Source organism: Idiomarina sp. ST10R2A5 (genome assembly GCF_051842325.1).
In the GTDB taxonomy this organism is placed as follows: Bacteria; Pseudomonadota; Gammaproteobacteria; order Enterobacterales; family Alteromonadaceae; genus Idiomarina; species Idiomarina abyssalis.
In genome coordinates this window covers 514,570-535,142 of record NZ_JBNIEX010000001.1, presented here as the reverse complement: position 1 = coordinate 535,142, position 20,573 = coordinate 514,570, and the positions used below count along the sequence as shown (strand labels likewise).

At 46.0% G+C, this 20,573-nt stretch carries 25 protein-coding genes; 10 read left to right on the top strand and 15 right to left on the bottom strand.

Annotated elements, in window-relative coordinates:
* Window positions 1-43: 43 nt before the first annotated feature.
* Window positions 44-1,729, top strand: coding sequence for a glutamine--tRNA ligase (glnS, locus tag ACP7FG_RS02650; RefSeq protein ID WP_287817073.1), 1,686 nt, complete (start codon window positions 44-46; stop codon window positions 1,727-1,729).
* Here glnS and ACP7FG_RS02645 read toward each other — a convergent pair.
* The 5 genes from ACP7FG_RS02645 to ACP7FG_RS02625 form a co-directional block, all read right to left on the bottom strand.
* The gene (locus ACP7FG_RS02645) at window positions 1,716-2,753 is read right to left on the bottom strand and encodes a saccharopine dehydrogenase family protein (protein ID WP_439225435.1); all 1,038 of its coding nucleotides are present in this window, start codon (window positions 2,751-2,753) and stop codon (window positions 1,716-1,718) included. The genes glnS and ACP7FG_RS02645 overlap by 14 nt on opposite strands.
* Window positions 2,753-3,199 (bottom strand): ferric iron uptake transcriptional regulator, encoded by a 447-nt coding sequence (gene fur / locus ACP7FG_RS02640; protein WP_054487431.1) that lies wholly within the window; start codon window positions 3,197-3,199, stop codon window positions 2,753-2,755. Before fur ends, ACP7FG_RS02645 begins: the two co-directional genes overlap by 1 nt.
* Before the next feature lie 45 nt (window positions 3,200-3,244).
* The gene (gene fldA, locus ACP7FG_RS02635; protein ID WP_199494639.1) at window positions 3,245-3,778 is read right to left on the bottom strand and encodes a flavodoxin FldA; all 534 of its coding nucleotides are present in this window, start codon (window positions 3,776-3,778) and stop codon (window positions 3,245-3,247) included.
* 77 nt (window positions 3,779-3,855) lie between these two features.
* Window positions 3,856-4,071: a DUF2788 domain-containing protein gene (locus ACP7FG_RS02630; protein ID WP_054487434.1), complete on the bottom strand. Its 216-nt coding sequence runs from the start codon at window positions 4,069-4,071 to the stop codon at window positions 3,856-3,858.
* 84 nt (window positions 4,072-4,155) lie between these two features.
* A complete protein-coding gene (locus ACP7FG_RS02625; protein ID WP_054487436.1) occupies window positions 4,156-4,932 on the bottom strand; it encodes an alpha/beta fold hydrolase in 777 nt (258 codons plus the stop codon).
* 106 nt (window positions 4,933-5,038) lie between these two features.
* On the opposite strand from ACP7FG_RS02625, the gene ACP7FG_RS02620 reads away from it, so the two are divergent.
* Together ACP7FG_RS02620 and pgm are read left to right on the top strand one after the other, a co-directional pair.
* Window positions 5,039-5,521, top strand: a complete 483-nt coding sequence (locus ACP7FG_RS02620) for an N-carbamoyl-L-amino acid amidohydrolase (protein ID WP_054487438.1) — start codon at window positions 5,039-5,041, stop codon at window positions 5,519-5,521.
* The gene (gene pgm / locus ACP7FG_RS02615; protein ID WP_439225434.1) at window positions 5,521-7,158 is read left to right on the top strand and encodes a phosphoglucomutase (alpha-D-glucose-1,6-bisphosphate-dependent); all 1,638 of its coding nucleotides are present in this window, start codon (window positions 5,521-5,523) and stop codon (window positions 7,156-7,158) included. Before ACP7FG_RS02620 ends, pgm begins: the two co-directional genes overlap by 1 nt.
* Before the next feature lie 4 nt (window positions 7,159-7,162).
* Here pgm and ACP7FG_RS02610 read toward each other — a convergent pair whose 3' ends face one another.
* Window positions 7,163-8,449 carry an MFS transporter gene (locus ACP7FG_RS02610; protein WP_054487441.1) on the bottom strand — a complete coding sequence of 429 codons (1,287 nt, stop codon included), beginning with the start codon at window positions 8,447-8,449 and terminating at the stop codon, window positions 7,163-7,165.
* Between the two features lie 152 nt (window positions 8,450-8,601).
* Here ACP7FG_RS02610 and ACP7FG_RS02605 point away from each other — a divergent pair, with 152 nt between their 5' ends.
* Window positions 8,602-9,687, top strand: a complete 1,086-nt coding sequence (locus tag ACP7FG_RS02605) for a DUF2066 domain-containing protein (protein ID WP_439225433.1) — start codon at window positions 8,602-8,604, stop codon at window positions 9,685-9,687.
* The gene (gene hda, locus ACP7FG_RS02600; RefSeq protein ID WP_054487445.1) at window positions 9,687-10,400 is read left to right on the top strand and encodes a DnaA regulatory inactivator Hda; all 714 of its coding nucleotides are present in this window, start codon (window positions 9,687-9,689) and stop codon (window positions 10,398-10,400) included. The genes ACP7FG_RS02605 and hda overlap by 1 nt, the downstream gene beginning before the upstream one ends.
* Here hda and ACP7FG_RS02595 read toward each other — a convergent pair.
* Genes ACP7FG_RS02595 through arsC form a run of 3 tightly spaced genes read right to left on the bottom strand, consistent with a single transcriptional unit; the run spans window position 10,397 to window position 11,700 of the window.
* Window positions 10,397-10,786 (bottom strand): DUF2069 domain-containing protein, encoded by a 390-nt coding sequence (locus ACP7FG_RS02595; protein WP_439225432.1) that lies wholly within the window; start codon window positions 10,784-10,786, stop codon window positions 10,397-10,399. The two genes, hda and ACP7FG_RS02595, sit on opposite strands and share 4 nt — an antisense overlap.
* 9 nt (window positions 10,787-10,795) lie before the next feature.
* A complete protein-coding gene (gene wrbA / locus ACP7FG_RS02590) occupies window positions 10,796-11,353 on the bottom strand; it encodes an NAD(P)H:quinone oxidoreductase (protein WP_439225431.1) in 558 nt (185 codons plus the stop codon).
* Window positions 11,350-11,700: an arsenate reductase (glutaredoxin) gene (arsC, locus tag ACP7FG_RS02585; protein ID WP_439225430.1), complete on the bottom strand. Its 351-nt coding sequence runs from the start codon at window positions 11,698-11,700 to the stop codon at window positions 11,350-11,352. The genes wrbA and arsC overlap by 4 nt, the downstream gene beginning before the upstream one ends.
* 59 nt (window positions 11,701-11,759) lie before the next feature.
* On the opposite strand from arsC, the gene ACP7FG_RS02580 reads away from it, so the two are divergent.
* A complete protein-coding gene (locus ACP7FG_RS02580; protein WP_439225429.1) occupies window positions 11,760-12,209 on the top strand; it encodes a TlpA disulfide reductase family protein in 450 nt (149 codons plus the stop codon).
* Here the strand turns inward: ACP7FG_RS02580 and ACP7FG_RS02575 are convergent.
* Window positions 12,201-13,652, bottom strand: a complete 1,452-nt coding sequence (locus tag ACP7FG_RS02575) for a beta-barrel assembly-enhancing protease (RefSeq protein WP_439225428.1) — start codon at window positions 13,650-13,652, stop codon at window positions 12,201-12,203. The two genes, ACP7FG_RS02580 and ACP7FG_RS02575, sit on opposite strands and share 9 nt — an antisense overlap.
* 146 nt (window positions 13,653-13,798) lie before the next feature.
* Between ACP7FG_RS02575 and ACP7FG_RS02570 the strand changes: the two genes are divergently transcribed.
* Window positions 13,799-14,878, top strand: a complete 1,080-nt coding sequence (locus tag ACP7FG_RS02570; RefSeq protein WP_439225427.1) for an AI-2E family transporter — start codon at window positions 13,799-13,801, stop codon at window positions 14,876-14,878.
* 18 nt (window positions 14,879-14,896) lie between these two features.
* Here ACP7FG_RS02570 and bcp read toward each other — a convergent pair whose 3' ends face one another.
* Window positions 14,897-15,367: a thioredoxin-dependent thiol peroxidase gene (gene bcp, locus ACP7FG_RS02565; protein ID WP_054487457.1), complete on the bottom strand. Its 471-nt coding sequence runs from the start codon at window positions 15,365-15,367 to the stop codon at window positions 14,897-14,899.
* A 178-nt stretch (window positions 15,368-15,545) separates the two neighbouring features.
* Here bcp and dapA point away from each other — a divergent pair, with 178 nt between their 5' ends.
* The 3 genes from dapA to purC are packed head-to-tail and all read left to right on the top strand — an operon-like array spanning window position 15,546 to window position 18,261.
* Complete coding sequence (gene dapA / locus ACP7FG_RS02560) at window positions 15,546-16,436, top strand: 4-hydroxy-tetrahydrodipicolinate synthase (protein ID WP_199494646.1); 891 nt, start codon at window positions 15,546-15,548, stop codon at window positions 16,434-16,436.
* Window positions 16,436-17,524 (top strand): outer membrane protein assembly factor BamC, encoded by a 1,089-nt coding sequence (gene bamC, locus ACP7FG_RS02555; protein ID WP_439225426.1) that lies wholly within the window; start codon window positions 16,436-16,438, stop codon window positions 17,522-17,524. The genes dapA and bamC overlap by 1 nt, the downstream gene beginning before the upstream one ends.
* Window positions 17,525-17,547: 23 nt before the next feature.
* The gene (purC, locus tag ACP7FG_RS02550; protein WP_439225425.1) at window positions 17,548-18,261 is read left to right on the top strand and encodes a phosphoribosylaminoimidazolesuccinocarboxamide synthase; all 714 of its coding nucleotides are present in this window, start codon (window positions 17,548-17,550) and stop codon (window positions 18,259-18,261) included.
* On the opposite strand, the gene ACP7FG_RS02545 is transcribed toward purC, so the two are convergent.
* Genes ACP7FG_RS02545 through ACP7FG_RS02530 form a run of 4 tightly spaced genes read right to left on the bottom strand, consistent with a single transcriptional unit; the run spans window position 18,258 to window position 20,561 of the window.
* A complete protein-coding gene (locus ACP7FG_RS02545; protein ID WP_439225424.1) occupies window positions 18,258-18,416 on the bottom strand; it encodes a DUF2897 family protein in 159 nt (52 codons plus the stop codon). The two genes, purC and ACP7FG_RS02545, sit on opposite strands and share 4 nt — an antisense overlap.
* Window positions 18,389-19,096 carry a M15 family metallopeptidase gene (locus ACP7FG_RS02540; RefSeq protein WP_439225423.1) on the bottom strand — a complete coding sequence of 236 codons (708 nt, stop codon included), beginning with the start codon at window positions 19,094-19,096 and terminating at the stop codon, window positions 18,389-18,391. Before ACP7FG_RS02540 ends, ACP7FG_RS02545 begins: the two co-directional genes overlap by 28 nt.
* Window positions 19,090-20,220 (bottom strand): succinyl-diaminopimelate desuccinylase, encoded by a 1,131-nt coding sequence (dapE, locus tag ACP7FG_RS02535; protein ID WP_439225422.1) that lies wholly within the window; start codon window positions 20,218-20,220, stop codon window positions 19,090-19,092. The genes ACP7FG_RS02540 and dapE overlap by 7 nt, the downstream gene beginning before the upstream one ends.
* A complete protein-coding gene (locus ACP7FG_RS02530) occupies window positions 20,217-20,561 on the bottom strand; it encodes an arsenate reductase (RefSeq protein WP_439225421.1) in 345 nt (114 codons plus the stop codon). Before ACP7FG_RS02530 ends, dapE begins: the two co-directional genes overlap by 4 nt.
* Window positions 20,562-20,573 lie beyond the last annotated feature (12 nt).

Here is a 20,573-nt window from a genome sequence, read left to right as displayed (position 1 = left end):
TCATTTTATCCGGTGTTGATTTTGTAGCGGAGACAAAAGGTTCATGGCTGATACTGATTCACGTCCCAGTAATTTTATTCGTCAAATCATTGATAAAGATTTGGCCAGTGGTAAGCACTCTACCGTACATACCCGTTTTCCTCCGGAACCTAATGGTTACCTTCATATTGGCCATGCCAAATCTATAGTGCTGAATTTCGGTATTGCCGAAGACTATAACGGCACCTGTAACCTGCGTTTTGATGACACCAACCCACTGAAAGAAAAAGTGGACTATGTGAACTCCATTAAAAAAGACGTGGAGTGGCTGGGTTATGACTGGGAGGGCGAGCCGCGTTATTCCTCTAACTATTTTGATCAGCTGCACGCGTTTGCGGTTGAACTGATTGAAAAAGGCCTGGCCTACGTTGATTTCAGTTCGCAGGATAAAATGCGCGAAATGCGCGGTACCCTGAAAGAGCCGGGTGTGAACAGCCCTTACCGTGATACTTCTGTGGAAGAGAATTTAAAGCACTTTGCTGACATGACAGCAGGTAAACACGAAGAAGGCACTGCGGCATTACGGGCAAAAATTGATATGAGCTCGCCGTTTATGTGTATGCGCGATCCGGTTATTTACCGTGTGCGTTTTGTGCATCATCACCAGACTGGTGATAAATGGTGCGTTTACCCAATGTATGACTTCACTCACTGTATTTCAGACGCGCTGGAAGGCATTACACACTCGCTGTGTACGCTTGAGTTCCAGGATAACCGTCGCTTGTACGACTGGGTACTGGATAACATCAGCATAGACTGTCACCCGCAGCAAATTGAATTCTCGCGTCTTAACTTGCAATACACGGTGATGAGTAAGCGCATTATCAATACGCTGGTAGAAGAAAATAAAGTCACCGGGTGGGACGATCCGCGTGTTGCCAGTATTGCTGGTTTGCGCCGTAGAGGTTACACGCCGGACTCAATCCGTGAATTTTGTCGTCGTATTGGTGTGACCAAAATGGATAATCAGGTAGAGATGAGCATGCTGGAAGCCTGCATTCGTGACGACCTGAACGCCAATGCACCACGCGCTATGGCAGTTATGGATCCGGTGAAAATTGTTATTGAAAACTACCCCGAGGGTGAGCAAGAGTTGCTGGATGCGCCAAACCATCCGAATGACCCTGAAATGGGCTCGCGTCAGGTAACCTTTAGCCGCGAGATTTGGATTGAGCGGGAAGACTTCCGTGAATCGGCGAATAAAAAGTTCAAGCGTTTGGTGCTGGATAAAGAAGTTCGTTTACGTAATGCCTATGTTATTCGCGCGGACCGCGTTGAAACTGACGATAACGGTGAAATTCAGACTATTTACTGCCACTACGATGCTGAGACCTTAGGCAAGGACCCTGCGGACGGCCGTAAGGTAAAAGGGGTTATTCATTGGGTTTCGGCAGAAACAGCGAAAGAAGCAGAGTTCCGCGTGTATGACCGTTTATTCCAGGTACCTAACCCGGCTGCAGAGGAAGACTTATTCTCGACGCTGAATCCGGAGTCTCTGGTTATCAAGAAGGGCTTTGTGGAAGCTAACTTAGCGAATGCAAAACTGGGCGAGAACTTCCAGTTTGAACGCCTGGGCTACTACTGCCTGGATCAGGATGCTGATACAGAAGGTCGCTTGATATTCAACCAGACGGTTGGACTACGTGATAGCTGGGCTAAAATAGAACAGCAGCAAGCTACTGAATCGTAAATTGGTCCAGTAGCTTAGCGCCGTATAGACGTGAGGGGGTGTAAAAGCCCCCTGAATGTTTCTGGCTTAAGGTATGAACGGCTAATTCAACAGCCCCTTCGGCAGTTAGCGAATAGCCATTTTTCACTTTTACCCGCATACTTTTCTTATTACCTTTGCCATCGGTAATTTCACCCCAAACGTAAGTCGGGTTGTTCTTCCGTTCTTTTTCTTCAGGGCCTGCAGGCTGAAACTCCAGTTTTTTCTTCAACTTAGCCTGAACCCATTTCCAGTTAAATACCCAACGGAACCAGTTCATCCGGCGCATTTTCTTCACTAAGCGTGGGCTGGCCGGTATGTACACTTCAATATTGGGAATTTCTGTCGTGTAGTAGGCGGTAGAGACATCGCCCCAGGGAATGGTCATGGCACACTTCTCACCATTACCAAAATCTATCCAGCGAGAATGCCAGGCGTGCGGAACGTCGGTAATTTGTCCGTTAATGCGGGCTGCGCCTCCACGACCTAAACGCTCGATACTGGTTTTGGCTGTGCCCCGGCTCATACGTGAACCGGAGTCAAAGCCTAACGCCAGATGCTCGGCTTCCGGCATTTGTGCATTGAGTCGTGCGGCAATGCAATCTGTTGGAATAACGTCAAACCCAACACCGGGGCAAATAACAATACCGGCCTCGCGCGCGGCTTTGTCCATGGAGTGAGCGTATTCAAATACGTCTATCTCGCCGGTAATATCTAAATAATGAGTTTTGGTATCGATACAGGCTTGAATAAGAGGGGCCGCTGTTTGACTAAACGGACCAGCGCAATTAATGACAAGATCAACATCTTCTAATTGCTTTTTCACTTCATCGATATTGTCGAGCGAAAAGGCTTTGTATTGAAAGTTCAGATGTCGGGCAACTGGCTCAAGGGAGTCTTCGTTACGGCCGGCTAAAATGGGTTGATAACCGCGCTTTTTTGCCTGATGAGCAATGAGTTTGCCCGAGTAACCGTATGCTCCGTAAATGAGCCAGCGCAGAGCCATTAGTCTGCCTCAGCAGCAGCTTTGTATTCGCAGCTTTCGCCACGCTGACATTCGCCGTATAAATAAAGGCTGTGGTTTGTTAGCTTAATTTTATTGGCTGCAGCAACTTTGTCCTGACGTTCTTCAATAACGTCGTCTTCAAACTCAAAGACGTGCCCGCAGGTTAAACACACCAAATGATCATGATGATGTTTTGCGCTTAATTCAAATACCGAACGACCACCTTCAAAGTGGTGGCGAGTAATAATACCAGCGTCATCAAACTGGTTTAGTACCCTATATACGGTAGCCAGGCCAATTTCATCTTTTTGTTCCAGCAGAATTTTATAGACGTCTTCAGCACTGATGTGTTGATTTTCTGGTTGTTTTAAAATCTCCAGAATTTTCATCCGTGGGGAAGTGACTTTGAGTCCTGCTTTTTTTAGCTGTTCGTCGTTACTCGCCATAATGATTCGTATCTCAGTTAAACATGTACAACAGCATACCCTGTATTAGCTGTCACTTGCCAGTTCTGCCAAACACATTTCTTCATAAACCTGCTGGCACCATTTGCTAACACGCTCTTTAGTGAGCTCTGGTTGACGGTCTTCGTCAATACCCAGGCCGACAAAGTGATCATCATCTGCCATGCCTTTAGAGGCTTCGAAGTTATAACCTTCTGTCGGCCAGTGCCCGACAATGATGCCGCCACGTGCTTCAACAATATCGCGCACCATGCCCATAGCGTCCAGAAAGTATTCGGCGTAGTCTTCCTGGTCACCACAGCCAAAAATAGCAATGAGCTTGTCGGTGAAGTCTATTTCTTCAAGTTCGGGGAAAAAATCGTCCCAATCGCACTGAGCTTCGCCGTAGTACCACGTCGGAATACCGAACAGTAGTAGGTCATAACTGGCAATATCTTCTTTACTGGATTTAGCGACGTCTTTAACGTCGACAAGTTTTTTACCCAGTTCTTTCTGAATCATCTGAGCGACGGCTTCGGTGTTACCGGTATCGCTTCCAAAGAAAATTCCAACAGTTGCCATAAATCAATTTTCACCTGGTTATACGAACAAACAATACTGAATGGATTGCCATTCAGCGGCGTAAATTATCAATTGGGTTAAACTCCGGACTCCCAGAGCACCTGAATAATACCTTTAGCAATAAAACCAAAACAGCCAAGAAACAGTACTGCCCACACAATTATTTGGCCGAATTTGGGTACCGCTGAGCGTTTTAACACATCACGAATGGCTAAGCCTATGAGTAAGAATAGTATGGCCAGTGTGAAATTGGTGGCCAGAACTTCAATTTGTTCGTAATACTCAGCTAACATACTGCTTAACCTCGCTGATGTGTAACGCCTGAACTGTTTTTTTAACGGCGCCTAGATTACCATAAAGCGCCGCCGCTGGCGAGATTACTGAGCCAGAAACTCAAGCACGAGCCGGTTGAATATTCGGGGCTTCTCGGCGTGCAGCCAGTGACCTGCGTCTTCTATTATTTTTACTGAAGCATTGCTAAAGCGCGAGTTAACCTCTTGTTGGTGCTTTTCTGTCAGGTAGTTTGAGTTACCGCCTTTGATAAAAAGTACAGGGCCTTCGTATTGGCCTTTACTGACAGCCGCTGAAATTTGCTCGTAATTTTGTTTTAACCCTTCGAGATTAAGTCGCCATTGATAGCCGTCATCGGTCTTTTTAAGGTTTTTTAGTAAGAACTGACGTACACCTTTTTCTGAAATTTTATCGGCTAACTGCTTGTCCGCGTCGCTGCGACTTTTTACCTGACTTAAATCCAGCCCTGACAGTGCATCCATGATGCTGTCGTGAGTTCCGTCATAAGCGGCGGGGGATATGTCTGCGAATATGGCCGCTTTGACTCTTTCCGGCGCCTCCATGCAGACTTCCATAGCGATTTTGCCACCCATGGAGTGCCCCAGTACAGCAAACTGCTCAATATCTAAGGCATCGGCCAGTTTAATAATGTCATCTGCCAGAGCCGGGTAAGTCATGGTGTCACTGTGAAACGAGTCACCGTGGTTACGAGCATCCGGTAAAATACAAAAGTAATCTTCGGACAGTTCGCGGGCGATACTTTTTAAATTGTCTTTGTCGCCAAACAGTCCATGAATAATGATGACAGCCGGATTGCTTTCGGTGCCAAGTGTTTCGTGATTCAACAATGAAGAGTCTGCCATCGAACGGCCTTTAGTGATAAACTTTGATGCATATTTTCAAGGCTTTGTCGGGGCGTTGCAAGTGACAAAGCACAACCTTTCAAATTTTAGAGGTAGAAAGTCAACAATGAAGCGGATTGACATTGACGACGACTTATACGCGTATATTGCAAGCCACACCAGACAAATAGGCGAGAGTGCTTCAGATATTCTGCGCCGATTACTTGATGTGAGTAGTACAGAATTTGCTGTGGATGCTAAAGGCGAACAAACCGAATCGGTTTTTAATCGTTTAAATGAGCAGGATGTTCGTATTCAGAAAAGTGTGGTCGCGCGTTTTTTGTATATTTTGAGCATGCTTTACCGTTGTCATTCCAGTGAGTTCTCACAGGTGCTGGATATTCGCGGACGTGACCGTCAGTATTTTGCCCGCTCAGAAGAAGCTTTGCTGACCTCGGGTAACAGCACCAATCCGAAGCAGATACCGGACTCTCCGTTTTGGGTTATTACCAACACCAATACCACAAAGAAAAAATCGATGCTGACTCAGGTTGCAGAAAAGCTGGGTTATGATTCAGCAGATGCAGAAAAAATTAGGGACTTTTTATAATGGCGAATCACGAGCGAGCAGGTCAGTTGGCACAAGCTGGCGATTTGACGAATATTGCGCAATTGATAAGTGCTTATTACGTTTACGAGCCGGATCCACGTAAAGCAGCAGAAAAAGTCAGCTTTGGTACATCGGGTCATCGTGGCAGTTCATTGAAGCGCTCGTTTAATGAAGCCCATATTCTGGCTATTGCTCAGGCCATTTGCGCTTATCGCGAAGAGCAGGGAATTACCGGGCCGATTATGGTGGCTAAGGATACTCATGCCTTGTCAGAGTCTGCCTATGTTAGTGCTTTGGATGTATTCATTGGTAATGGCATTGAGGTTCAGGTTCAGACGGAGCACGATTACACACCAACGCCGGTATTAAGCCGTGCTGTTATTGAGTGGAACAGCAAAAATAAAGCGAAAGCAGACGGTGTCGTTATCACTCCATCGCACAACCCGCCGGAAGATGGTGGTCTTAAATATAACCCTCCGCACGGCGGACCAGCAGATTCTGATGTCACACGAATTATTGAAAAATACGCTAATGCGTTGTTGTCATCAGGTTTGGTCGGGGTGAATACCTGCGAGAGTGAAGACGTATTACAGCATCCGAAACTGACTTTTGTTGACTGGCGTTCGGATTATATCGGTCAACTTGAAAACTGCATTGATATGTCAGCTATTCAGGATGCAAAACTGACGCTGGCGGTCGATGCCATGGGTGGATCAGGCGCTAAATACTGGCAGCAAATTGCTGAGCATTACAACTTATCGATTGAGGTTCGTAATGCCGTTGTTGACCCAACATTCGCATTTATGCCCCTGGACAAAGACGGCAAAATTCGCATGGATTGCTCCTCGCCGTTTGCCATGGCCAGTTTACTGGGGCTAAAAGAAAAATACGACTTAGCTTTTGGTAATGATCCGGACTACGACCGTCACGGTATAGTAACTCCTACACACGGCTTGCTGAACCCGAATCATTACCTGTCGGTTGCAATAGATTATTTGTGCAAAAATCGTGGTTGGAACAAAGGGCTTGCCATCGGCAAAACACTCGTATCCAGCGCTATGATTGATCGTGTGGTGAGCGCAAACGAACGTCCATTGATGGAAGTGCCTGTGGGTTTTAAATGGTTTGCGCAAGGGTTAGCTGAGCAAAGTATTGCGTTTGCCGGAGAAGAGAGTGCCGGTGCAACCTTGCTTGATCGTAAAGGCTGTACCTGGACCACCGATAAAGACGGCATTGTCATGGCCTTATTAGCGGCTGAGATATTGGCAAAAACCGGTAAAAATCCGGGGCAGTACTACGATGAATTATGTCAGCAGCATGGTACGTCTTACTATCGTCGTGTCGATACCGTTTCCAGTGCCGACAAAAACGCTCGCTTTAAAGGCATTCGCGCATACAAAATGAAACTGCCAGAATTAGCAGGTGACAGTGTGTCTGATATTTCTACGAAAGCGTCGGGTAACGGGGCACAGTTTGGTGGTATTAAAGTGACCACTGACAATGGCTGGTTTGCGGCAAGACCTTCAGGGACTGAACCGGTTTATAAAATCTACGCGGAAAGTTTTGTCAGCGAACAACACCTAGATGACATTCTGACGCAGGCCACCACCTGGGTGAATGACCTGCTGACAGATTAGTCTCTTAACGAAGGACGGCGTTAGATTCCATTTCTTCGTCGTCCTCTTCTTCTGTTTCCGGCGCTTCTTCAGCCATTGACGTCAATAGTTCATCAGAGGTTTGTGACGGAGCCAGTATGGCAAAGTTGCTGTGTTGCTGGTCTTCAGCTTTAGCGCGTCGCGTAATGCGGTACAGCGAATAAAAACCAACACAGGCGGTTAATGCAGCCAGTAGCAGGAAGAAGTAATTAATAGCACCAAACTGCATTAATGCGGCTACAGCTGGTGCCCCGATAATAGATCCAGCCCCGCCAATTTTTATGATAGCTCCCGTTGCTCCGACCATTTGATCGCGTTCGAGAAAGTCGTTGGTGTGCGCCATGCCCAGTGAGTATAACGGTAAAATGAAGGCACCTAATAAACCAACATTCAGGTAAATAAGAAGCGCATTTGATGCGGCTAACTGGGAAAGAGCGATTGCGGTCAGGGTGCCGCCGGTTGCACAAATAGCAATAACAAAACGGCGATCAATTCGATCGGATAATAAACCGAAAGGGGCTTGTGAGATCAGGCCGCCGAGAATAAAGGCTGACATGAAGAAGGTAATTTGCACAACGCTCAGGCCAATATAAGACGCATACATAGGCCCGATACCATAAAACATGGCGTAGCAGGCTTGCATAATGAAAGCGTTTACCACACCCAGCGGCACTGTTTTAAGCAGCAAGGAGACAGGAACCTTGCGGTTTTCATGGGTTGTCGGTTCCACCGTCACACTGACCAAAATTGGAATTAAAGCAAGGTTAATCAGGAGTGCGACAATAGCAAAAGCGACAAAGCCGGCAGGGTCTGCCACGCCTAGAATAAGTTGCCCCGCAATGAGGCCAGTGTAAATAATGACTAAATAGATAGACAGTAAAGTACCGCGGCTGCGGTTATCTGCCATGGTATTAAGCCAACTTTCGACAATGACAAAAATACCGGAAATGGCAAAACCGGTAATAAAACGCATAACAAACCAGACTACGGGGTCGACCCAAATGGCCTGCATCAGAATGCTGAAGGCGGCTAATGCGGCAAGACCGCCGAATGAGCGAATATAGCCTACCCGACGAATGTCTTTAGGTGCGCGGGTAGAGCCAAACAGGTAACCGATAAAGTAGGCTGACATAATAAAACCGGTAACCAGGGTACCGAAGTCTTCAATGGTGGCACGCAAACTGAGTAGGGTACTGGTCATGCCAACACAGACCCCAATTAAACTGATGCTGCCAAGCAATGAACTGATACCGCGAAGTTGTTGTTTTAGCATGCCTTTGTCACCCTTCGTCCGTTTGTGGCAATACTACCTGTAGTCGCTTTATTTTCCTAGCGAAGATTCCCACAAGCTTATCCACAAGTTGTTACTTGCTGTTCGCTATCTGGCTGTTTAATATGCTCTCAAAGTCTTATTTGGATAATGGCATGTCAAAGTCGAAGATTCATTACATTGCAGTCGCTTTTTTAGTGCTGTTAGTCACTTTTACGACAGCAGATGCTGAAGCGCGGTTAATTGAGAATTTGTATTCGGCAGAAGTTGAAGTCGCGTCACAAAGTTCATCGCACCGACAGCAAGCAATTGGTGAGGCTTTTGATCGAGTCATTATTAAGCTCACCGGGAAATCGGATGCGACAGAGCACGAAGCGATAAAACGAGCCAAACGAGATGTCAATAATTACCTGGTGCAATATGGTTACAGCGATACCCAAGGGCAACGAACGTTAACAGCCACGTTTGACGGCAGGAAGTTAAGAGCACTTCTTGCCGAGCATCAACTACCTTACTGGGGGAGCCGCAGACCTCAGTTAATGTTGTGGATTGCGAAAGAAAGTGACAGCGGGCAACGCACAATAATTGACAGTAACAGCGAATCTGTTTTTACCCAGCAACTTCGATTCTTCGCAAAACAGTACAGTATTCCGGTGCAGCTGCCGCTAATGGATTTAACCGACAATTTCACCATTAGCGCAATGGATGTCTGGGGGCGCTTTTTAGACCCTGTGAGGACAACGACAGAGCGCTATGGTACGGATGGGTTACTGGTAGCACGTATTGTTCGCCAGGAGAATGAGGAAGCACCCTGGAGTTTGAATTGGTTCGTAGAAATTGGTGATGACAGGTTTGCCGGAGAAGTGACGGCAACAAGCGTTGACTGGCTGGCAGAACCTTTAATAGAACAATTAATGGTGAAGCTGTCAGCTAAATACAGCATGACCGCCGGCGATGAGAACGTACGCAACACACTGACGGTCAAAGTTGAGCAGTTAAACAGTCTGAGCAGTGTTTTAAAACTGGAAAGCTTTTTGAAAAGTATTGTATCGGTCCGGGAGGTTCGCTTATTGAAATACTCTCAGAATATGAGCGAATTCGAGATTGTTGTGAACGGACCGGTCGACCAAATACTGCAGGCTATCAACCTGGATGGGCGTCTTGTTTCTCAGGAAGTTGGTCCTTTTGTCGCTGCAAACCAAACGGAAACCCCTGTTTACCGCTGGGATGAGGGTCGCTGATGCCTCCACAGCAATTGCCGCTGGCTGTTCAGTTACCGGACGATGAGCTTTTTTCCACCTTTCTTGAGGGCAATAACGCGACCTTATTAAGTTGGTTAAAAGCCTTACCCGAAGCTAAACCTCCGTTAAAAAGAAATCAGCAGTTAACCTGGTTGTCGGGAGCAAGTGGTGTGGGGAAAAGCCATTTAATGCACAGTGTTATTGCATCGGTTGGGCCTCAGCAGCGTATTGCTTATTTACCATTAAAAGAGCTTGTTGAGGTTGATGCAGAAGCGGTGTTGAACGGTATTGATCAAGCTGATCTTATTTGCCTGGATGATATTGACACTGTGACGTTGAAACAGGACTGGTGCTTCGAACTGTTCTCTTTAATTAACCGGGTAACCGATAATGAGTCTACCCGGCTCATTATGACAGCAAAGCAGTCGGCGGCTCAGACCGAGGTCGTATTGCCGGACTTACAGTCGCGCTTTCAATGGGCAACGGGGTTTCAGGTACACCCGTTAAACGATGATGAGAAAAATAACGCTTTAATACTCAGAGCACAATGGCGTGGACTGGAGCTTCCTGCGGATGTGGCGGCTTTTATGACTCAGCGACTGGGGCGTTCTATGCGTGATTTAATGAAAGCCCTGAATGAACTTGATCAAGCTTCTATTACCTATCAGCGACGCTTAACAATTCCTTTTGTTAAGCAGGTTCTGGAAATTTAGTTGTAGTCTTTTAGTTTTTTAAGTCCTAAACCTTCTGCTCGCCCTTGATAACGGGCATAACCGGTTGCCCCGATAAAGGCTCCGGTTGTCAATATGATTTCCAGTATTGACCAAATCCGCTCGTCCGGATGTGTGTAAACGACAGTGAGTCCGTGAAGAAAGTAAAACATTAAAATAAAGTTGGTCCACGCGTGTGTGTAGGCTTTGCCTCTAACCAAACCGTAGAGTGGGAATAACAAAGGCAGTACCCATAAAACAAGAGCAATATAAACGGGCAGCGTTCCAGGCGCATCGGTTGGCATACCGTGCCATAAAGCGACCAAAACAATTAGTGGCCAGTAGAAAAGCTGTGTTAACCAGCGGTAAAAGCGCGGAGATGTCGGCATTTAAAATTCCTATGATGAAAGCTTGCTAGCAAAGTTTGTAACCCGTTTGCCTAGTGCAATAGCACATTGACGTTCGTGTTCAGTCAGCTTGTTACTGTGTTCGTGGTGACTGGCTCCGTATGGTGAGCCACCCGATTGAGTTTGATGCAGGGCAGGCTCCGAATAGGGAATACCAACCAACATCATACCATGGTGAATTAAAGGTAGTGCCAGTGTTAGCAGCGTTGATTCCTGCCCACCGTGTAATGAACTGGAAGAAGTAAATACCGCGCCAGGTTTGTCGGTCAATGCGCCTTGCAGCCATTCACGAGAGGTTCCTTCCCAAAACTTCTGCAGGCTTGATGCCATATGACCAAAGCGGGTCGGACTTCCCAGAATCAGCGCGTCACAGTTTTTAATATCGCTGTTTTCAACTTCCAGATCTCTGTCACTGACCGCATTACTGCCGTGCCCAGTGCTACGCAGAACAGCTTCGCCACCTGCGCTTGTTACTCCTTCGGCAATAGCGTCGGCAAGCCTTTGTGTTGCCCCGTTGCGGCTGTAATACAGGATCACGACAGAAGTCATGACAGAATATCCAAAACGGCTTCTGGAGGACGCCCAATAGCGGCTTTGTCCCCGGAAATGACAATAGGGCGCTCAATCAGTTTGGGGTTGTTGATCATAGCGGTAACTAATTCGTCTTCGTCGTTTATGCCGGCTAGCCCCAACTCTTTGTATACAGTCTCTTTTTTTCTCATGAGTTGATCAGCAGAGAGGTTTAATTTAGCCAATATGTCTTGTAATTCTGCCGCATTCGGGGGTGTTTTAAGGTACTCGACAATTTCCGGTTCAATATTATTTTGCTGCAGTAGTTCCAAAGTTTGTCTTGATTTTGAACAACGTGGATTATGATAAATTGTTACTTGGCTCATAAGTGTCGTACCTTGTAGTATCTGAATATCCGTTAATAGTAACGTAATTGAGGTAAGGAATGAAACTGAGAACACTAGTCTATGCTGCCACGGTGGTATTGATAACGGCATGCTCACCAAAGTCAGATGTTATTACCGACCAAAACAAAGAATTCAGTTGGTCTCGGCTTGATGGCAAAACTGTTGTTGTTAACTATTTTGCTGAATGGTGCGCGCCGTGTTTGCGAGAACTTCCGGAACTTAATGAATTTAACAGCCATAAACCCGAAAATGTTGAACTAGTTGGAGTAAGTTTTGACCCGATGTCGAATAGCGAACTCGCTGAGCTTAAAAAGCGCCATGGCATTGAATTCCAACTGGCGCTGATGGACCCTGCACCTGCGTTTCCATTTCAACGCCCACAAATGTTACCGGCAACCTACGTGATAAAGCCTGATGGCACGGTAAAAGGCCCCCTTATGGGCGAGCAAGATCTTGAATCACTGGAAAGTGCCATTAATTCACATTAAGTTTTGTACTTGCTGCTCTAAGTTACGAATTTGGTCAATCCGTGCGTTAAGTCGTTTGTGAGTAAGGTCACTGTCTGTATGATTATGAGCCGTATGCAACTGGTCGATAGCCAGTTTAAAGTTACCTCTTAGCGCGAGTGCCTCAGCGCGAGTTTCATACATAGCAGCACGTTTTCCATTACGCTCATAAACTTGGGTAAGAAGGTCAAGCGCGAGTGGATCATTGGGTTGTTGTAACAGAAAGTCTCGTAGCAGCTTTTCTGCCAGAGAGGTGTCCTGCGCCTTCAGGGCAGCATTGGCAAAATTTAATGTAATAACGGGTTCATTGGGTTGTTGAACATACTTGCCGCGCAACCAGTCCAATACCGTTTCATAGTCATCTTTTGCAAGCAAAATATCGGTTTGAACATCGATATAAAAGGGGTTGTTGGGTGCTCGCTCCAGCAAAGGCTGCATCAGCTCAAGGGCAACATCGGTATGACCGTTATCTAAAGCACGTATCGCAAGAGCGTACTGTCCGGCTTGCTGGTTTATCGCGTTACGGCTAGAGCGCATAGATTGAAAGTCGCTTTGGGTGCTGTTGCCAATATATCGAGCCTGAATTCTGGCCTTTGCCAGAGCAAAATCGAGACTTGGCGGGACATCGACACGTTGCATGTTTTCTGCCCGGCTTCGGGTATCTGCAATACGAGACTCCGGAAGGGGATGCGTCATTAGCATTTCAGGCGGTTTGCTAACGTACCGGTATTTCTCCGCTAGACGCCCAAAGAAATCAGGAGCACCTCTTGGGTCAAACCCGGCGGCTAACAAAACTGAAAGGCCAATGCGGTCAGCCTCTTGTTCATACATTCTGGTGTAATTAATTTGAGACTGTCCGGCCATACCTATAGTGGTATAGAGTCCCGCCGCTCCGGCTTCTGGATTCGCCATGCCGACTAAAATTGACCCAATAATGCCAGCTATGGTCATTGGCATGCTGCGTTGTTGCTCCTGCATGCGTCGCACAATATGGCGTTGAGTTATGTGGGCAACCTCGTGCCCCAGCACTGCGGCCAGTTCTGACTCGGTTCTGGCTTCGTTAATTAACCCTGTGTGCACACCAACGTATCCGCCCATAAAAGCGAAGGCATTAATTTCTTTATTGTTAATCCAGAAAAAGTTAAATGGATATCGGACACCACTGGTATTTCTTACCAGGCGCTGCCCTATACTATTTAAATAGCTATCTAACACCGGATCGTGAATGATAGGGGCTTGTGAGCGCACTTGTCGCATATAGAAGTCGCCAACCACACGTTCACGCTCAATACTCATGAAGGCTGCACCAGTAGTGCCTATCTCCGGTAAACGCTTATTATCCTGAACGGCATTACTTGCAGCGCTATAGCTTATTGAAAAAGTGAATAAGCAAGCGATAAAAAAGTGTAATATTTTGGTGGACATCAACGACTCATTGGTTCAATGGAACAGGTTCTATCTAACTATCAGAACAGAATTCTTATCTTTAGTTCCTTTTTACTCTATGGGGTTATGGAAAGATTGCAAGGGCTGATATTATCAATAGAACTTAAGAATAAGGGACGATGACTATGTGGGAATATATTCAGCAGTGGTATAGACGGAAATTTTCAGACCCTAATGCGGTGACTTTGTTTCTATTACTGGTAGTTACTGTACTTGTCATTGTGCTTTTTGGCAGTTTAATAGTGCCTTTATTAATCGCTATTTCTTTAGCGTACCTGCTAGATTGGCCTGTGATGCGACTCATGCAGTTAGGTTTCTCCCGACTTACAGCGACGATTATTACATTTTCCCTGTTCCTGGCAGTAATGCTCATTAGCTTACTGACGCTGGTGCCAGTTATTTGGCAGCAGAGCACGACCTTAATTCAGGAAATGCCGGATATGGTGACCAACCTACAAATTTGGCTACATAAGTTGCCCGAGATGTTTCCCGGTATAGTTGATGACCACCAAATTAATGAATTCACTCAAGAAATGAAGCGACGGGCGGTTGGTCTGGGCGAGAATCTGCTAACGGTCTCGTTAACTTCCATTGTCAACGTCATGGCGATGTTGGTTTATTTAATTATCGTGCCGTTACTCATTTTCTTTATGCTAAAAGATCGGGATATTTTAATTGCTCACTTTAGTCGGTTGTTGCCTTCAAACAGACAGTTAATTTCGCAGGTGGGGCAGGAAATGAACCTGCAAATTATGAACTACATTCGTGGTAAAGCCATAGAAGTGGTGGTGGTTGCCGTAGTAACCTTTATTACCTTCAGTCTATTTGGTTTGCGTTATTCGGCGTTGCTTTCCATTATGGTGGGATTATCCGTTTTAATTCCTTATATTGGGGCCGCTGTTGCAACGATACCGGTTGTGCTTGTGGCTTTGTTCCAGTTTGGCCCGACAGCTGCGTTTGTCTGGGTTACTGTCGCTTATTTAATTATTCAGGCCTTGGATGGCAACCTTTTAGTGCCGCTATTATTCTCTGAAGCTATAAGTCTGAATCCGGTTTATATTATTGCCGCGGTATTAATTTTCGGTGGTATTTGGGGCTTCTGGGGCGTTTTCTTTGCTATTCCGTTGGCGAGTTTGGTTAAAGCCGTCTTAACAGCCTGGGATAGTAATGCTGGGGATAATGTGGTGGAGGAAACACCGCAATAATGCGGTGTTTCCGGAGTATTAAGCTTGTTTTAGGTGATCCAGCACTACGTCATGGTGCTCCTTTGTTTTAAACTTATTAAACACCTGAGACACGGTTCCGTCTTGTTCAACTAAAAAGCTAATACGGTGGATACCATCGTATTCTTTACCCATAAACTTCTTGAGTCCCCAAACTCCAAAATCTTCAGCAACTTTATGGTCTTCATCGCTTAACAAAGTAAAGTTTAACTCATCACGTTCGGTAAATTTCGCTAAACGCTTAGGCGCATCAGGACTAATGCCAACAGATACAACATTAAATTCTTCAAGCTGCTTACGACTGTCGCGTAGGTTTTGTGCCTGAACGGTACAACCGGGGGTCATGGCTTTAGGGTAAAAATAAACCAGTACACGATGCTCTTTTAATAACTCAGATAAAGTGACGGAGTTTTCATTCGCATCAAGTAAGGTGAAATCCGGTGCTTTATCTCCGGCTTTTAGTGTTTGCATAGCTTTCTCCTGGAACTTCGTTAACAGTACGCTACATGATAACGGACACAAGCAAACTTGGAAAATGCTTAAGTCGCAGAAGTTTATGGAACCTTCTTGGTAACTTATGTTCCTATCACTTGTGTTTCGTTAGGGCTGGCATTACCATTGGAGCCCCAATTTAGGACTTGGAGAATGTATGCTTAAGGGCAGTATTGTCGCTTTAGTTACCCCTTTTACAAAATATGGCAATGTCGATTACAGCGAACTTGAGTTTCTGGTGAATAAACATTGCGAAGCGGGTACGGACGCTATTGTAGCGGTTGGCACGACAGGGGAGTCAACAACCTTAACGCATGAAGAGCATATTGATGTCGTTAATGCGATGGTCGAACTTAGCGCAGGACGTATTGATATTATTGCTGGTAACGGTTCAAACTCGACCAGCGAAGCGGTGCAATTAACTGAAAAAATGACTCAGGCAGGTGTGAGTGGATTTTTAAATGTCACGCCGTACTACAATAAACCTTCTTTAACCGGTCTTATTGCACATTATAAGGCTTGCGCCGATGCCTCTGATAAACCCCAAATCCTATATAATGTTCCGGGCCGTACAAGTCTTGATATGACACCTGACATGGTCGAACAGTTAGCAAAAATTGATAATGTTATTGGTATAAAAGAAGCAACTGGTGACGTAAGTCGTGTACAAGAGCTGAAGAAGCGCTGTGGCGATGATTTTATATTATTAAGCGGTGATGATCCGACAGCACGCGAATTTATGTTTGCGGGTGGTCATGGCGTTATTAGTGTTACTGCCAATATTGTCCCTGCCAAAATGAAAGAACTGGTTACGGCTGCAGTTTCAGGTGATACCGAGCGGGCTAATCAAATCGATGCTGAGCTGGAACCTTTGCATAATATGTTATTTGTTGAATCCAACCCAATACCTGTTAAATGGTCTTTAGCGTTAATGGGCTGGGTAAGTGCAAACTATCGACTGCCTCTGACTCCTCCGGAAGAACAGAATCAACAATTGATTGAGTCAGTGTTGCAAAAAGCAAATCTATTGAATATTCAGGAGTCTTAATGAAATTGTCTCGCCTTGCGTATATGGGCTTAGCTGCCGCAGTTATCACAGGTTGTTCTTCGGTAGAAAAAGAACGTGCAAGTGGCGGGTTTGAGTATGTGAATATTCAGCCGACTTCAGCACTGAATATTCCGGGGGACCTGGAACAGCCGGAAAAAGGAAGTAAGTATCGAATTCCTGAAACCGATATTGCACAAGCTCCTATTGGCCACCGGGTTAACATTACTGCCCCTCAGCAAGTTCGTCCTCTGGGTTTAGGAAGTCGCGTGTTAGAAACTGAAACAGAAACTCGGGTGTATTTTGACGTTGTCGATGGCATGGGTGATTCAGTTGCTGAATTTGTTCGTCAGTCAGCGCGAGATGTTCTGAAGCGCCGTAACCTTGAATGGCAAGAAGTTAACGAGAACCGTTGGTTAACTGAGCAAATGACCATTCAGCAAACAATTGATGGAGAAGGCGGCTTTCTTGGTTTTGGTGGTGAAAGCGACAGTGAGTTAGAAAGGACATTTCGTTACGAGTTGCTTCAGGAAACAGAGCCTCACAAGCGTACGACAAGTTTGCGGGTAAATGTTAATGACTTCACCCAAGTCGTTGGTGGTGAAGAGAAAGTGGTTGCTCCACTCATTGTTCGAAACCTGGAAACCGATTTATTAAACGCTATTATTTCTGAAGTGAACCGTAAGCAGCAATTGGCTGTTGCCCGTAATAAAGCAGAAGGAATTGATACTCGTTTATCACAAGCGGCTGAAGGTCACTCTATATTTGTGGTTGAAGATAACTTCGATCAAGCATGGCCACTGGTTAACCTCGCTCTGGAAGAAATTGGGTTCGAAGTTGACGACTTAAACCGTGAATCAGGCACTTACTTTGTTGAGTATAGTGAACCGGGTAGTGGCTTCCTGTTTATCGGCGGCGATGACTATGAAAACCTTGGTATAGCTGAAGGTGAGTACGAATTCTGGTTATTGGATGACGGCGAGAATACATCGGTTACGGTTTATAAAGACGATAAACTTGTCTCGGATGAATGGATGAACAAAGTATTTGAAGCCTTTAAAGCAGCTGTTAAACAGCAAAGCAAACTTTAACTTAAGCGCGAGTGGAAAGATTCATGGAAAAACGCAGTGAACTGTATCGGGGTAAAGCAAAGACGGTCTATCATACCGACGATCCTAACCGTCTTATTCTGGAGTTTCGTAATGACACTTCAGCGTTCGACGGTGAAAAGGTCGAACAGCTTGATGATAAAGGAATGGTAAATAACAAATTTAACCACTTTATTATGGCTAAATTAGAAGAAGCCGGTATTCCGACACAGTTGGACGAATGCTTAAACGATACCGATTCGTTGGTGAAAAAACTGGATATGATTCCGGTTGAATGTGTTGTTCGTAACGTCGCTGCTGGCTCTCTGGTTCGCCGTTTAGGTGTTGAAGAGGGTAAAGAGCTTAATCCACCAACATTTGAATTCTTTTTGAAAAACGATGCGTTACACGACCCTATGGTTAATGAATATCACATTCAGGCCTTCGGTTGGGCAACGGCAGAGCAAATTGAAAAGATGAAAGAACTGACGTTTAAAGTGAACGACGTACTTAAAGCTTTGTTTGCCGATGCAGGTTTGCTGCTGGTTGATTACAAACTTGAATTTGGAGTGTTTGACGGGCAAATCATGCTGGGTGATGAGTTCACTCCAGACGGTTGTCGCTTGTGGGACGCTGAAACCCGTGAAAAGCTCGACAAAGATCGTTTTCGTCAGGGCTTAGGCGGCGTTGTTGAAGCGTACCGGGAAGTTGCTAAACGTCTGGGCGTGAAGCTGGGTTAGTCTTTTTTATCGGGTACCTGGTCGGAGTCGCCTTCGGTTTTAGACGATTTCGTACCAGGCCATTTAAACTTCGCTGTATATTTTAAGACCATAATATTGCTGATAACGACACCCAGTACTAGCAGTATCAGTAACCACACCAAATATTCGTCCATCCGTCATCCTCCGTTATTGTGTCTACATACTGCTTTTTAATTTGCTCAAGATTTTCCAGTATTATGAGCTTTCCCTCAATAGCAAGCGAACTGATGGTTTCGGCCAGTAATTCAAGGCTTAGTTGTTGATAACACTCCTTCGACACCGGACGATAGCTTAAGTGCCATGGTTCTTGTGCAACGCCTCCCTGGTAACGGGCGTAAGGAAAAAAGAAGCCGCTTTCGTGAGCATGTTGAGTCAGCCATTGCCAAAGTGTATGACAGGGGCCTTCCGCATCCGTATATTCTGCCGGTACTAAACGTAATTTAAGCTCATTGCTTTGAAATGGGCGAGGGTCATAGATATCGAAGTCACTTCCCCAGTGATGTCGGCTACTGCCAGGTAATGCAGACCAGTGCAAAATAGCGTGCATTTTTTCGCTATCGGTTAAGGCAGCAACATCTAATGGCTCACCGTCTTTCGACAATAGTGGCAACTTGCCTCGCCATTTTCTATTCCAGATAGAGAGCTGCCTGTCCAGTGAACGGAACCCGCTGGCAATAGCGAGCTCAATTCCATTAGTGGCCGCTGCTTTCTGCATAGCAAGATAAGCTTGTGCGGCATCCGGGTGAAGTTTATGCCCGTCTACCGCAGTTAGATGTGTTTCAGAGGCGCCCGTAAGCTGGTTGCTACTCAACATAGTAGCTTCTCCATACAGCGATAATACACTTCGCTGAGCTTATCTAAATCACTGGCTTTAACGCATTCGTTCACTTTATGAATGGTGGCATTGACGGGGCCAAGTTCTATTACCTGAGCTCCGGTCGGCGCAATGAAACGTCCGTCGGAAGTACCACCAGCGGTGGAGAGGGTTGTCGAAAAGCCACACTCATGCTCAATGGCAGACTGAACGGCCTCTACAAGCGCGCCGGAATCGGTTAAAAACGGTGGTCCGTTAAGCTTCCATTGCAGTTTGTATTTTAATGAATGCTTATTGAGAATTGCCTCAACCCGCTGCTTAATTTTGTCCGCGGTCAGTTCAGTTGAGAAGCGGAAGTTGAACTGTGTCTCAATACGTCCAGGTATCACATTTCCTGCACCGGTTCCGGCCTGAATGTTCGATACCTGAAAGGTTGTTGGCGGAAAGCTGTCGTTGCCTTTGTCCCATTCTTCCTGAATTAAGTCACTGAGCGCGGGGGCAAGATCGTGCACCGGATTTTTCGCCAAATGAGGGTAAGCAACGTGTCCTTGTATGCCTAATACCGTTAAGTCGCCGGTTAAACTGCCTCTGCGACCATTTTTAACAATGTCTCCTAGAGTTTCGGTACTTGAGGGCTCACCAACAATGCACCAGTCGATGTTTTCTTTGCGTTGTTGCAGTGTTTCTATAACTCGTTTGGTTCCGTTAATAAAAGGGCCTTCTTCATCACTGGTGATCAAAAAACCAATATCAGCATCAACCTCAGGGTAATCCTTTACGAAGCGTTCGGTAGCCGTGATCATTGCAGCTAAACTGCCTTTCATGTCGGCTGCACCCCGCCCGTAGAGGTAGCCATTATGAACCGTTGGCTGGAACGGCGGAAATTGCCAGTCGTTAACATCACCAGGAGGAACCACATCGGTGTGTCCGGCGAAACAAAACAGTTTACGGCCCTGACCACGACGCGCCCATAAATTGGTTGTGTCCTCAAAGATCATGGATTCGAGCTCAAATCCCAACGCTGCGAGCCTTTCACCGATAAGCTGCTGGCAGCCTTCATCTTCTGGTGTAATCGAGGGGCGGGAAATGAGCTCATGAGCAAGTTTTAGTGTCTCTGAACTCATAAGTAGCGTTCGCTCCAGAGTTTTTCATTAAAGCCGCAATGAACTGCCTGGCCGGACTGAACCAGAGGTCGTTTAAACAGCGTTGGTTGTTCGGCAATTAATTCAGCTATAGCATCTGCGTTTTCGAGAGCCTTTTGCTCATCAGACAGGTTGCGCCAGCTGGTGCTGCGTTTGTTCAGCAGAGATTCTGCGGGCAGTTGCTGTAACCAGGCGTTTACCGTTTCTTTTTGTAATGGCTGCTGCCGAACGTCAATAAATTCGTAATCGACTTTGTTTTTATCTAACCATTTAAGTGATTTTTTAACGGTGTCGCAGTTTTTTATGCCATAAACGCGCAACATAGGTACAGCTCC

What these genes read in the sequence shown, in the direction of transcription:
- glnS (WP_287817073.1), top strand. Translation starts at nt 44, where the DNA reads ATGGCTGATACTGATTCACGTCCCAGTAATTTTATTCGTCAAATCATT.
- ACP7FG_RS02645 (WP_439225435.1), bottom strand. Translation starts at nt 2,753, where the DNA reads ATGGCTCTGCGCTGGCTCATTTACGGAGCATACGGTTACTCGGGCAAA.
- fur (WP_054487431.1), bottom strand. Translation starts at nt 3,199, where the DNA reads ATGGCGAGTAACGACGAACAGCTAAAAAAAGCAGGACTCAAAGTCACT.
- fldA (WP_199494639.1), bottom strand. Translation starts at nt 3,778, where the DNA reads ATGGCAACTGTTGGAATTTTCTTTGGAAGCGATACCGGTAACACCGAA.
- ACP7FG_RS02630 (WP_054487434.1), bottom strand. Translation starts at nt 4,071, where the DNA reads ATGTTAGCTGAGTATTACGAACAAATTGAAGTTCTGGCCACCAATTTC.
- ACP7FG_RS02625 (WP_054487436.1), bottom strand. Translation starts at nt 4,932, where the DNA reads ATGGCAGACTCTTCATTGTTGAATCACGAAACACTTGGCACCGAAAGC.
- ACP7FG_RS02620 (WP_054487438.1), top strand. Translation starts at nt 5,039, where the DNA reads ATGAAGCGGATTGACATTGACGACGACTTATACGCGTATATTGCAAGC.
- pgm (WP_439225434.1), top strand. Translation starts at nt 5,521, where the DNA reads ATGGCGAATCACGAGCGAGCAGGTCAGTTGGCACAAGCTGGCGATTTG.
- ACP7FG_RS02610 (WP_054487441.1), bottom strand. Translation starts at nt 8,449, where the DNA reads ATGCTAAAACAACAACTTCGCGGTATCAGTTCATTGCTTGGCAGCATC.
- ACP7FG_RS02605 (WP_439225433.1), top strand. Translation starts at nt 8,602, where the DNA reads ATGTCAAAGTCGAAGATTCATTACATTGCAGTCGCTTTTTTAGTGCTG.
- hda (WP_054487445.1), top strand. Translation starts at nt 9,687, where the DNA reads ATGCCTCCACAGCAATTGCCGCTGGCTGTTCAGTTACCGGACGATGAG.
- ACP7FG_RS02595 (WP_439225432.1), bottom strand. Translation starts at nt 10,786, where the DNA reads ATGCCGACATCTCCGCGCTTTTACCGCTGGTTAACACAGCTTTTCTAC.
- wrbA (WP_439225431.1), bottom strand. Translation starts at nt 11,353, where the DNA reads ATGACTTCTGTCGTGATCCTGTATTACAGCCGCAACGGGGCAACACAA.
- arsC (WP_439225430.1), bottom strand. Translation starts at nt 11,700, where the DNA reads ATGAGCCAAGTAACAATTTATCATAATCCACGTTGTTCAAAATCAAGA.
- ACP7FG_RS02580 (WP_439225429.1), top strand. Translation starts at nt 11,760, where the DNA reads ATGAAACTGAGAACACTAGTCTATGCTGCCACGGTGGTATTGATAACG.
- ACP7FG_RS02575 (WP_439225428.1), bottom strand. Translation starts at nt 13,652, where the DNA reads ATGTCCACCAAAATATTACACTTTTTTATCGCTTGCTTATTCACTTTT.
- ACP7FG_RS02570 (WP_439225427.1), top strand. Translation starts at nt 13,799, where the DNA reads ATGTGGGAATATATTCAGCAGTGGTATAGACGGAAATTTTCAGACCCT.
- bcp (WP_054487457.1), bottom strand. Translation starts at nt 15,367, where the DNA reads ATGCAAACACTAAAAGCCGGAGATAAAGCACCGGATTTCACCTTACTT.
- dapA (WP_199494646.1), top strand. Translation starts at nt 15,546, where the DNA reads ATGCTTAAGGGCAGTATTGTCGCTTTAGTTACCCCTTTTACAAAATAT.
- bamC (WP_439225426.1), top strand. Translation starts at nt 16,436, where the DNA reads ATGAAATTGTCTCGCCTTGCGTATATGGGCTTAGCTGCCGCAGTTATC.
- purC (WP_439225425.1), top strand. Translation starts at nt 17,548, where the DNA reads ATGGAAAAACGCAGTGAACTGTATCGGGGTAAAGCAAAGACGGTCTAT.
- ACP7FG_RS02545 (WP_439225424.1), bottom strand. Translation starts at nt 18,416, where the DNA reads ATGGACGAATATTTGGTGTGGTTACTGATACTGCTAGTACTGGGTGTC.
- ACP7FG_RS02540 (WP_439225423.1), bottom strand. Translation starts at nt 19,096, where the DNA reads ATGTTGAGTAGCAACCAGCTTACGGGCGCCTCTGAAACACATCTAACT.
- dapE (WP_439225422.1), bottom strand. Translation starts at nt 20,220, where the DNA reads ATGAGTTCAGAGACACTAAAACTTGCTCATGAGCTCATTTCCCGCCCC.
- ACP7FG_RS02530 (WP_439225421.1), bottom strand. Translation starts at nt 20,561, where the DNA reads ATGTTGCGCGTTTATGGCATAAAAAACTGCGACACCGTTAAAAAATCA.